Below are 12,290 nucleotides of genomic sequence, written 5' to 3'. Positions count from 1 at the left end.
AGCTCCTAAAAAATGGGTTTGTGGTAAACACCATTTTAAAGGAAGCTGATCTTTTTTGTCCGAACAGCGTTCGGATTAATTTTACAATCTACCTTATATTTTTTCCAACCTAAGCTGCTGGGTAACCTTTCATACTATTCAATAAGATCGGTCCTAAATACAGTTTAATGAATTAGTGCTTTACCATAAGTAAATATTTATTTGCGACGATGGCCAGTTTTGTTCATAATGTAAGAATCAACTTACACCATGACTTAAGACTAAAGGAGCACGTACAACCATGAAGTTTTCATTTGCAAAACAACGGCGAGGAAAACTTTATGGTGGGTACGCGCTCTTTTTTGTGCTCTTTTGTTTGTTAACGTACGGCGTTTACTGGTTATTTGGCTATTCACTGATTTCAACGCATGATGTGTTGCATCAGCATGTGCCGATTATGATTGAATACCGCAGGATTCTGCTCAGTTGGCTACACCATCTGAGTGCAGGACCGTTGCAATGGTCATGGCACATTGGTTTGGGGGCAGATGCATTCCAAACGTTCTCGTACTACATCATTGGCGATCCGTTTGCTTACCTGATTTTGTTATTTAATAAGGCACACTTGCTAACAGGGTTTCAGCTTATAGGTTTGGTACGCATGTTTTTTGCTGGGCTGAGTTTTACCTATTTTGCCAGTCATTTTTCACTTAAGCGCTGGACCATTTGGTTGGGTGCGATGGTCTATCTCAGCAGTGGGTTTGCCATTTACGCGAGTCTATTTCAACCGTTCTTCGTTAACGCGTTGATTCTATTGCCATTGCTAATCACTGCAATTGAGGCAGTGTTGCAGGGTCGGTCAGCGTGGGGATTCGGTTTTGTTGTTTATTTCAGTGTGGTAGTTAACTTTTATTTGGCGTTCATATTGGCCCTCGGGGGAATCACGTATCTGATTTTACGTTGGATAGAACTCTCGCATCCTTTGGCACGCCAACGCTGGTTTAACTTTGTCCGGATGTTATGTAGTGGGGTGCTTGGTCTGTTGGCGACGGCGTGGCTGACATTACCAGAAACTAAGGCCCTCCAGAGCTCGCCGAGATTCGACGTCCCGTTTGCCAGTGGGATGCACTTTTATTCCTTACAATACTACCTAAGTTTGCCAAACGCGCTGTTAGGCAACGTTAACGTGGATCCGTTTTGGTTAAATACGTTATCAGTAAACGTGTTGTTACTTGTAGTTGTGTGGACTTTTCGGCATTACCGGGACTACAAACTAATTGTACGATTAATGGTGTTAACGACGATACTCAGTTTATTACCAATGTTTGCTGCTACATTAAATGGCTTCACCTCACCATCGAATCGGTGGTTATTCTTAATGAGTTTACCGATGGCGTTAATGACAGGTGTTTTCCTACAACAACTTAAGACCATGACACTCAATGATTGGGTGCCCATCTTCAAATGGGCGGCCGTCATTCTTGTCTTAATTCTTATCAGTACGCAAATTATTGCTGATTCGACCAGTACGGTGCTGCCACAATTATTCTTTTTAATGGTCTATGCAGGCGTATTTGTCGTTGGCACTGTTCGGCAACAATTGCTGAAGCCACAAGCTCTTAGTGCATTGGTGATGGCTAATATTTTTGTCGCCTTTAATTTCGAAAACGCTGCGTACGATATTCATCAGTTTTTGCCAAATGGTGCGGCTAGGGCGTTAATTTCTCAACCGTATGGTACAGCGACTACAGCAGTGGCAACTCAGCCAACATGGGCGGAACAAAACGGGACAAAGATTAGCAAATATGCGCCGACTTTTGCGCGCACCAGTAATGTTAGTAACTATGTCACCGCTTCAGCCGGCATTACGCCGAATAACTTTCTTTTGAATGGCGCTAATACCAGCTCGTTTTATTCGATTCAAAATGGGGCAGCCATCCAATTTAGTCGCGATTTGTTAAACAATCAACGGCAATTGAATTTACCGATTCAACAATTTGATGATCGTGGTCGGGTGCTGAACTTTTTAGGTGTTCGCAATTTATATGCTAATTCACCATTGCCAAGTGACACGAACATGCCACATAATTACGTTCCGACATTTGGTGAAACGCCGGATTTAAATCAGTCATTTTACGGTGCTAATGGGGATGTTCAGGCTTATCAGACCACGGATAATTTTCCGCTGATGTACTTTCAGTCACGTGTTATCAGTAATCAGACATACAAGCAACTAGATGCCAATGAGAAAGAAGCCAATTTGGCGAACGTGACAGCCGTCAGCGATACTAAGAATTTAAAAGTGACAAAGTTGCAGCCTCAAAGTGTCGTAATTCCCTATAAACTGTACGATGCCGACCAAAATATCGTCAGCACTACAAACATTGCCGACACGAATAAATCCGATACCTATACACTTTATATTCCTAACGCTAAACAATATCGGGGGATGGGAATTCGCGCTTTAATAACGAACGTTCATTATACAGAGCCAACGTTGACTGATCGAATTAACATTGATAAGTTGAATTCACCAGGAATCAATGGTCACCTTTCATCGGGTAGTAATCAGACAGCGGCCCATGGTGGTTGGGATGCCTTCAAACGTGATGTGGCCAATGGCTCACCCAATCAAGCTTGGCGTATTAGTATGACAAATGGCGATATTACTAACTCGTTAAGTCAGATGCCTGAAACCAACCTAAGTGAGTATGAAAAAACGACTGCTGGGGTGCTTAACCTAGGGTGGGCAGATCAGATGCCAAACGGTTTATCTATGCAATTGGGACAGGTTGGCCGTTATTCGTTCGATTTGCAACTTGTTGGAATTCCGATGACAACTCAGTATGATAAACAAGTACAACGCTTGCAGAAGAACGGGCTAAAGAAATTGAGACTGGGTCATAATGAAATTACAGGAAGTGTGACGACCAAACAGTCAGGCGTATTGGCTTCATCAATTCCTTATAGTGCTGGCTGGCATGCCACAGTCAATGGACATACTGTCAAGTTGATTAAAACAAATCGAGCTTTTGTGGGAATCAAGCTAACTAAACCTGGCAAGCAGCAGATCAAATTAACTTATCGGACGCCAGGATTAACGGCAGGCATTCACTTCACAGCGATTGTCAGTGGTTTGATTGCAATCTTGGGTATCGCCCAGCTTGGCTGGCACCTGTTTAAAAGAAAGAAGGATTGAATTCAATGGATGATGACTACGCAGCAAAACTTGAGCAGTTGAAAAATGGTGAAATTGAAGAATTAAAGGTTACACCAGAACACTTTATGAAGTTTCAAACGGCGTTGATGAATGTGCCTTATCGTCAACGGATAGTTGGTCAGGCTGATCGTGGTGGCGAAATCACTTATCATTATCAAGAAGATTAGTATGCATACAGATTTTAGACGACGTTCATGATGTTTTTTCTTCAGCAACGTCGTTTTGTTTTCTCGAGAATTTACCAGAATGTTTCACCTTTGGAAAACGATTTCAAAATAAAATGCTGTTAATCCAACGTTTATCAAACACGGTCTAGACCACTATCCGTATAGGATTAGCATTGGTACCGCTTTCTAAAATGCGTATTTTTCCTTTGCGAATGGTTGTATTTTGTAAAAAACATATGCTACTATGATACAGAAGGTGATTGATGAATCGCCGTTTCTACGGCAAAGTAATCCCTTACAAATCTAAGTGCATTAAGGAGATTAATGATTATGGAATCTAAAGACTTTCACATTATTGCAGACACAGGCTTACACGCACGTCCAGCCACACTCTTGGTACAAACGGCATCTAAGTTCTCTTCAGAGATTAACTTGGCTTACGATGGTAAGTCCGTTAACTTGAAGTCCATCATGGGTGTTATGTCATTAGGTGTTGGTAAGGACGCCGATGTTACTATTTCTGCTGACGGTGCCGACGAAAAGGACGCCATCAGTGCAATTACAGATACCATGACTAAAGAAGGTTTGTCTGACTAATGACTCAGAAACTCAGTGGGATTGCGGCCAGTAACGGCGTTGCCGTTGCTCCGGCCTATATGTTAGTTGATCCGGATTTAACGTTTGACAAGAAGACAATTTCTGATGCTGACGCTGAAAAAGTTCGTTTACACAGTGCTTTAGATGCTTCAATCAAGGAATTGCAACAGATCAAGGCCGTTGCTGAAAAAAGTTTGGGCTCAGAAGAAGCCGAAGTTTTTGAAGCACATATTACGATTTTGCAAGATCCAGAAATGATCGGACAAATCGAAGGCAAGATCGACTCTGACAAAGTTAATGCAGAAGAAGCATTAAAGGAAATCACCGACAATTTCATCGCGATTTTTGAGGGCATGACCGACAATGCGTACATGCAAGAACGGGCAGCTGATGTGCGTGATGTAACCAAACGGGTTATGAGCCACCTACTGGGTAAGAACCTACCTAATCCAGCCTTGATCAATTCTGAAGTTGTGATTGTAGCGCATGATTTGACACCAAGTGATACGGCACAACTGAACCGCAAATTTGTTAAGGGCTTCATTACTGATTTAGGTGGTCGGACGTCGCATTCAGCGATCATGAGTCGGACATTGGAAATCCCAGCTGTTGTTGGGACTGAAAATGCTACTGCTACCATCAAACAGGGTGATAAGGTTATTGTCGATGGCTTGGATGGTATTGGTATTGTCGATCCATCTGACGAGGATGTGACGACTTACACCAAAAAAGGTGACGACTTTGCTCAGCAAAAGGCTGAATGGGACAAGCTGAAGGACGAGGCATCTGTTTCCAAGGATGGCAAGAAATTCACGATTGCTGCCAACATTGGGACGCCTGATGACGTTGCTGCCGTTAATGATAACGGCGGTGAAGCAGTTGGTTTATTCCGTTCAGAGTTCCTGTATATGGATAGCGCTGAATTGCCAGACGAGGAAAAACAATTCCAAGCCTACAAGAAGGCTGCTGAAGATATGCATGGCAAACAGGTTGTTGTGCGGACCATGGATATTGGTGGGGACAAGCATCTTGACTACTTGCCATTACCAGAAGAAATGAACCCATTCTTGGGTTACCGTGCCATTCGGATTAGTTTGAAACAACCTGATTTGTTCCGGCCTCAGTTGCGTGCATTATTGCGTGCCTCTGCTTTCGGTAACATTGCCATCATGTTCCCAATGATTGGGACAGTTGACGAATTCAGACGGGCGCGGGCAATCTATGACGAAGAACGGCAAAACCTCATCAATGATGGCGTTAAAGTGGCTGACCACATTGACGTCGGCATGATGATGGAAGTGCCAGCCGCAGTGTTGATTGCCGACAAGTTGGCCAAATATGCTGACTTCTTCAGTATTGGTACGAACGATTTGATTCAATACACGTTTGCTGCTGATCGTGGTAACGAACACGTTTCCTACTTGTATCAACCTTACAATCCATCATTATTGCGTTTGATCAAGAAGGTTATTGATTCAGCGCATGCTGAAGGTAAGTGGGCCGGTATGTGTGGTGAAATGGCTGGTGACCAAGTTGCTGTACCATTATTGATGGGCATGGGCTTGGATGAGTACTCCATGAGTGCCACATCTATGCTGCAGACGCGCTCATTAATGAAGAAACTTGATACAAAATCGACTGCTGACCTTGTTGATAAGGCACTTGATGCCGAAACCAATGAAGACGTTGCCGATATGGTTAAACAGTTCATGGCAGGGTTGAAGTAAGCCTTTCATTGTTAGAACTTGCTTAAGCAAGCCTTGAAGTAATTTATGAGATTAAAGCACTGATCGCATTTGCGACTGGTGCTTTTTTCTTCGCGAAAAGTTAAGTTTTTGACGTCATTGTAGCCAAATCCAGTGTGAATATTGGCGTGTAGAGATAGTCTAGGTTAGAATTGAAGATAATCTAAACGATTAGCGTTTGCACTATATAAACGCAATCCGTATAATGAAACTTGAGTATTTTGTTGGCAAAAATGCTGACTGAACATTGAATTTAGTTTGAAGGGGGCACCAGCGTGAATATTGGCATATTTACTGAAACATATTTTCCGCAGGTGAGTGGTGTGGCCACTTCGATAAAAACACTGCGTGACCAACTTGAGCAAAAAGGTCATTCAGTTTACATCTTTACATCGACAGATCCTAAAGTTGATAAGGATGTTTATGAGCGAAACATTTTTCGTTTTCCGTCGGTACCATTTGTTTCCTTCACGGACCGGCGAATTGCTTTTCGCGGAGCGTTTCGTGCTTTACAAATTGCGAAAGACCTTCATTTAGATATTGTTCATACCCAAACGGAATTTTCGATGGGGCTGATGGGAAAATTTGTTGCGCACGCGATGAAGATCCCGGTTGTTCATACATATCACACGATGTACGAGGACTATTTGCATTATGTTGCTAATGGTAAGTTATTAAAGCCTAAGCAAGTACGTTTGGCGACCCGAGCTTATTTACATGGCGTTGAAGGGGTGGTTGCACCCTCTGATCGAGTGCTAGACACTTTAAAGGGCTATGGTGTTAAAACGCCCATTCGTGTCATCCCAACAGGTGTTAATCTGACGCAGTATGAACAACCTCAGTCCAATGAACTGCGGCAGAAAATGCATTTCAGCGCCAATACGCCAGTTTTGCTTTCATTGTCACGATTGGCATTCGAAAAGAATATTCATGAAGTTATTATGGCGTTGCCGGATATTTTGGCACAGCAGCCTAATGCACAACTTGTCATCGTCGGTGATGGCCCTGCTAGAGAAGATTTGGAACAACAGGTACGTGTGATGAAATTAACAGATCATGTCACGTTTACGGGAGAAGTTGCTAACGAGGATGTTTACCGTTACTATCAAATGGCTGACGTGTTTGTATCTGCTAGTGATTCAGAATCACAAGGTCTGACTTATATTGAGGCTATCGCAGCGCACTTACCGATTGTGGTCATGAGTAGTCCTTATGCTGATGAGCTGTTGAAGACAGATACAATCGGGCGCACGTTTAAGCAACAAGGCGAATTAGTGCGTGACGTTTGTGACTACTTATCACATCAGATCGATGTTAGCGATGACACCGTTCGTCAACGAATTTTGTACGAAATTTCCGCAGATGCGTTTGGCAAACGAATTATTCAGTTTTATGCTGACGCCCAGTTGATTTATCAAGAAGATAGTGAAAAATCAGCCAAGTTGAGCGATTAGCACTCTTAGCACGTATTTCCGAGCTGACCTTGGGTTAGTGGAAATACGTGTTTTTACGATAATAAACGTTTAGGAGCACACAATGTTACGAATCAATATGTTCTCTGCCGCAACGTCCGTTCCCGGACAAGGAGTCGGCAGTGCATACACGGAATTAGTGAAGTTGTTGCAAGACAATTTTGATGGTGAGTTTGACATCACAATTAATAAATGGCACAAAACGGACATTTCACACTATCATACGGTGAATTTTCCTTATTATCTGTCTACTTTTTTGCCGGGGCGAGGGGTTAAAATTGGTTACGTTCATTTTCTTCCCAAAACGTTAGAGGGCAGCTTAAAACTACCCCCAATCGCAAAACAGATTTTCTATCATTATTTAATCTCGTTTTACAAACGGATGGATCACATCGTTGTGGTCAACCCGACCTTTATCCCGAAACTCGAAGCCTATAACATTCCTCGAGGGAAAATCACGTATATTCCAAACTTTGTGTCTAAAAGTGAATTCTACGAGATGTCGTCAGATGACAAACTTGAAACACGGGCTCGTTATCATTTAGACGCTAAAAAATTTACAGTTCTTGGCATTGGTCAAATTCAGGAGCGCAAGGGTGTTCGTGATTTTATTACATTGGCAAAGAATAATCCTGACGTTCAGTTTGTTTGGGCAGGTGGTTTTTCATTTGGCCGGATTACGGATGGCTATGCGGACCTAAAAAAGGTGGTAGATAATCCGCCAGCTAATTTACTGTTTCCAGGTATTGTTGACCGTAAAGCGTTAGTTGACTACTACAACATGGCAGACCTGTTTTTACTGCCTTCGTATAATGAACTGTTTCCAATGTCTGTTCTAGAGGCATTTAGTTGTGGAACGCCGGTATTGTTGCGTGATTTAGATTTATACCGGTCCATTATCGATGGATATTACGAAAGCGCGACGGATGTAGCCGATATGCAAAAGAAGCTAACATCGTTGCAACAAAATCCTGCGGGGATGCAACACTTACACAGTCAGGCCTTATTGGCCTCTGAAGTGTACTCGGCGAGTCATCTCGCCCAAATTTGGCATCGTTTCTATCTTCAGCAGGCGAGAGAGGATTAATTATGTCCCGACGGAATCGAATTGTATTAATCGTGATGGTGATTATTGGGTTGGGAATCTTTGCGTACTCGTTGCGCAATGTCGCCCTAACACAATTGCTTCATGATTTATTGCATATTAATGGCTGGTGGCTTTTGATTGCGATTGCTTGCATGGTGGGCTATCTGCTAATTGAATCACGTATTGTTCAAGTGTTTGTCAATGACCGGATCAGTGGTTTTACATTTAAAGATGCGGTTAGAATTCCACTGATTGAGCAACTCTTTAATGGAATTACGCCATTTTCGAGTGGTGGTCAGCCAGCACAGTTGGTGGCCATGATTCAAACCGGTGTTGATGGTGGTCGTGCTAGCTCAGTGCTACTAATGAAGTTTGTCGTGTATCAAGCGATGATCGTGATTAATTTTTTAATTGCGTTAGCCATTGGCTTTCAATACTTGGCTGCAAAGTTACACTATCTAGCGTTATTCGTGGTGTTCGGTTTTTTGATTCACTTAGTTGTGATTTTAGGCTTACTCATGATTATGTTCTGGCATTCGTTTACCAAACGAATGGTGAATTTACTGATGAAGCCGATGCGATGGTTTGTGAAGCCCGAGCGTTACGAAGAATGGCGGGTTAGTCTTGATGAAAAGATTGATTCCTTCTATTTAGAGAGTGTCAGAATTAAGTCCCAATGGCGATTGATGGTACACGTGGCCTTGCTTACGCTAGCACAGTTGGCAGTCTACTATTTGATTCCATACTTCATTATGTTGTCGCTGGGTTATAATCATGTTAATGTGTTGATGGTTACAGCGCTCCATGTGTTGATTGTGATGGTGATTTCGCTGTTCCCAATTCCTGGTGGTGCAGGCGGTGCCGAATTTAGTTTTGAGGCGTTGTTTGCCAGCTACGTGACTAGTCGTTCAAAGCTAGTGTTAGCCATGATTCTATGGAGGGTGATTACGTACTACTTGGGGATGTTTTCAGGTATGTGGGCGATGGCGCTAAAGCCAGATAAAGTTACTGAGGAACCGGTCAAACGCCATCGGTTTCTGAATCGAACAAAGGATAAACAATGAGTGAAGAAACAGGTACGTTATTGGAAAGCATTATTCGCCGTTTGCGGGCGATGCAGTTTGATCATCGTAGTGAAGAGCAGACGCGTTATTTTGAACAGTTTGGTGTTGAAGTATGCAAGGTGACACTGAATCAGACAACTGGTGAGTGGACGGTACAAGATGCCAGAACAGCCCCAGCTTTTTGTTATGACAATATGGATATGGTGGCAGTAGCAGTGTATGATGCGCTGACAGAGTTTAAAGCCGTCTTTTAAACTATCCGGACAACTAAGAATTTATGAAGAACCCCGCCAATGTTTGTAATTGTGCGGGGCTCGTTTATAATATTGACTTGTTGAGTTAAGGTTCATTTAAGCAACAAAACGAGTAACAGGAATTGATTACAGTCACTGATAACATTTGTTATATCAGCGACGTGGAGGACAGACACATGGCGAAATTCTTCAAGGGTCTTTATGCCAAGCTAAATACGACCCTCGGTTTCTTCTTTTTAATGACGGCACTGTTTTGGTTAAAGACGTATATCGCGTATCGAACCAAATTCACACTGGGTGTTGAATCACCGATTCAGCAATTTATTCTGGCGTTAAATCCGCTGCCGACGGCGTTATTGCTGTTTGGGATTGCGTTATATTTCCGCGGCAAACTGTCATATTGGTTAATGCTGATTATTGACGCATTACAGACGACATGGTTGTTCGCAAATATTCTCTATTATCGTGAGTTCTCAGACTTTCTGTCGATTGGGATTGTCAAAGGGTCTGGTTCTGTCGATAACAATTTGGGAAAATCGTTAGCTGGCATTTTGCATTTTTCAGACTTGTTTGTTTATCTGGATGTGCTGGTATTGATCGTTTTACTGTTAACAAAACTGATCAAAGTGGACAAACGGCCACTGAAGAAACGTTTTGCAGTCACAATGACAGTGTTCTCTATTGCATTGATGATGGTGGATTACGGACTGTCCGTAAAAGATCGTTCAGGTTTGTTAACGCGGACGTTTGACAACAACTATATCGTTAAGTATCTGGGGCTAAATGAATATGCAGCCTTTAATGCCTATCAGACGCATCAACAAGCAACCAGTCGGAGTCAGGCCTCGAAAGCTGATATGAAGTCAGTTCAAAAGTATTTGAAGAACAATCCTGCTGGTGAGAATTTTCAATACTTCGGTAAAGAACAAGGCAAGAATGTCTTTGTCTTCCATTTGGAGAGTTTCCAACAATTTCTGATTAACTATAAATACAAAGGGCAAGAAGTTACACCAAACATCAATGCGTTCTATAAAGACCAGAACACATTGTCATTTGATAACTTCTTCCATCAAGTGGCGCAGGGGAAGACCTCTGATGCCGAAATGATGATGGAAAACTCGTTATATGGGTTGCCGACTGGTTCTGCAATGATCAGTTATGGAACTTCTAACACATTCCAAGCGGCACCAGCCATTCTCTCACAGCATGGGTACACTACGGCGGCCATGCACGGGGATGTGCCAAGTTTTTGGAACCGTGGCAACACGTACAAGTCATGGGGCTATCAAAACTTCTTTAGTAAGTCGTTTTATCCTAATGCTGATAAACCAAGTTATAATGTGGGCTATGGGCTGAAGGATAAGATTTTCCTGAAGGATTCAGCGAAGTATATTCAACAATTACCACAACCGTTCTATGCTAAAGTGATTTCAGTCACGAACCACTATCCATACCTCTTAGGTAAGAAGGATTCTTCATTCCCGAAGACGGATACTGGTGATAATACGGTTGATGGTTATGTTGTAACGGCGCATTACCTTGATCAAGCATTTGGTGAATTCATTAACTACTTGAAGAAGGTTAATCTCTACGATAACTCGATGATAGTTGTCTATGGCGACCATTATGGTATTTCAAATAACCATCGTCCTGCCATTGCCAAGCTGTTAGGTAAGAAGAAAGTTACGAATTATGATTTAGCCATGTTCCAGAAGGTTCCGTTTATGATTCATGCGCCTGGTGTTCAAGGTGGTGTTAACCATACTTATGGTGGTGAAATCGATGCATTGCCGACCATGATGGATCTGCTGGGCATTAAAACGACAGGTAACTACATCATGATGGGACAAGATTTACTCTCTACACAACGGAACCAGATCGTACCGTTTAGGGATGGTAACTTTGTGACACCAAAGTATACAAAGGTTGGCAGCCAGGTTTACGACACGTCAACGGGTAAGTTACTTGATTTGACGACGTCACAAAAGAAGCAAGTTACTTCTGATCAGGATCATGTTAATACAGTGCTGGGGCTGTCGGATAAGATCATGACGCGTGATCTGTTACGTTTCTACACACCAACGGGCTTTAAGAAGGTCAATAAGAGTGATTACAATTACTCGGTATCTTCTACAAATTCACGGTTGAAACAGGAGCAAAAGGATAATCCCACCAGTGTACAAGCTAAAAATGGTGGTAAATCAACGTCGAGTGACTACAAGACTGACGCACCAGAGTTAAGTAAATCAAAGTAATTCAAAAAGATTCCACGTTTTGTGGAATCTTTTTTTGTTCGTCATTTTGCTGTTGAGACACAAGACTGGTATCGATATCCACGGGTTAATAGGGTCTTCTGAAACGAGGTATGTTATCTTTTCCGAACGATTTGTTAAATTGACGCACACTTACTACGTGTATCCCAATTGTGGAGCAAGTGTTTGAGCAGTATTTAGTCAGATTTGTGCTTGACCACAATAAGACGCTTTGATAATATAGCTTATGTTGTCAGGGAGTGCTTGAGCGACAAGCGATAGCGAAATTATTTCCTAACAAAAACACTTGACTCATAACAAGCCAAATGATATAGTATAAAAGTTGTCTTGAGACAACGAAGTAGATCTTTGAAAACTGAACAACGTTTCGACGAATCAAATGTGTAGGGTCTTTGAACGAAAGTTCGAAGCAATTACAATTGTGAAGTCAAT

At 42.3% G+C, this 12,290-nt stretch carries 9 protein-coding genes; all 9 read left to right on the top strand.

What is annotated here, in order from left to right; genetic code table 11:
- The first annotated feature begins 280 nt into the window (after window positions 1-280).
- A complete protein-coding gene (locus GB993_RS07735) occupies window positions 281-3,178 on the top strand; it encodes a YfhO family protein (RefSeq protein ID WP_161003792.1) in 2,898 nt (965 codons plus the stop codon).
- 5 nt (window positions 3,179-3,183) lie between these two features.
- Complete coding sequence (locus GB993_RS07730; RefSeq protein ID WP_161002568.1) at window positions 3,184-3,366, top strand: hypothetical protein; 183 nt, start codon at window positions 3,184-3,186, stop codon at window positions 3,364-3,366.
- 330 nt (window positions 3,367-3,696) lie between these two features.
- A complete protein-coding gene (locus GB993_RS07725) occupies window positions 3,697-3,963 on the top strand; it encodes a phosphocarrier protein HPr (RefSeq protein ID WP_017261119.1) in 267 nt (88 codons plus the stop codon).
- The gene (ptsP, locus tag GB993_RS07720) at window positions 3,963-5,690 is read left to right on the top strand and encodes a phosphoenolpyruvate--protein phosphotransferase (protein ID WP_161003791.1); all 1,728 of its coding nucleotides are present in this window, start codon (window positions 3,963-3,965) and stop codon (window positions 5,688-5,690) included. The genes GB993_RS07725 and ptsP overlap by 1 nt, the downstream gene beginning before the upstream one ends.
- Before the next feature lie 293 nt (window positions 5,691-5,983).
- Window positions 5,984-7,162, top strand: a complete 1,179-nt coding sequence (locus GB993_RS07715) for a glycosyltransferase (protein ID WP_161003790.1) — start codon at window positions 5,984-5,986, stop codon at window positions 7,160-7,162.
- Between the two features lie 82 nt (window positions 7,163-7,244).
- A complete protein-coding gene (locus tag GB993_RS07710; protein ID WP_161003789.1) occupies window positions 7,245-8,267 on the top strand; it encodes a glycosyltransferase family 4 protein in 1,023 nt (340 codons plus the stop codon).
- Between the two features lie 2 nt (window positions 8,268-8,269).
- Window positions 8,270-9,331 carry a lysylphosphatidylglycerol synthase transmembrane domain-containing protein gene (locus GB993_RS07705; RefSeq protein WP_161003788.1) on the top strand — a complete coding sequence of 354 codons (1,062 nt, stop codon included), beginning with the start codon at window positions 8,270-8,272 and terminating at the stop codon, window positions 9,329-9,331.
- Complete coding sequence (locus GB993_RS07700; protein WP_017261114.1) at window positions 9,328-9,585, top strand: DUF1797 family protein; 258 nt, start codon at window positions 9,328-9,330, stop codon at window positions 9,583-9,585. Before GB993_RS07705 ends, GB993_RS07700 begins: the two co-directional genes overlap by 4 nt.
- A gap of 176 nt (window positions 9,586-9,761) precedes the next feature.
- Window positions 9,762-11,840, top strand: coding sequence for an LTA synthase family protein (locus tag GB993_RS07695; RefSeq protein WP_161003787.1), 2,079 nt, complete (start codon window positions 9,762-9,764; stop codon window positions 11,838-11,840).
- Window positions 11,841-12,290 lie beyond the last annotated feature (450 nt).

It is taken from the genome of Furfurilactobacillus milii (genome assembly GCF_009864005.1).
In the GTDB taxonomy this organism is placed as follows: domain Bacteria; phylum Bacillota; class Bacilli; order Lactobacillales; family Lactobacillaceae; genus Furfurilactobacillus; species Furfurilactobacillus rossiae_B.
Note: the sequence above shows the minus strand (reverse complement) of the source record. Positions and strands in the feature narration are given on the sequence as shown.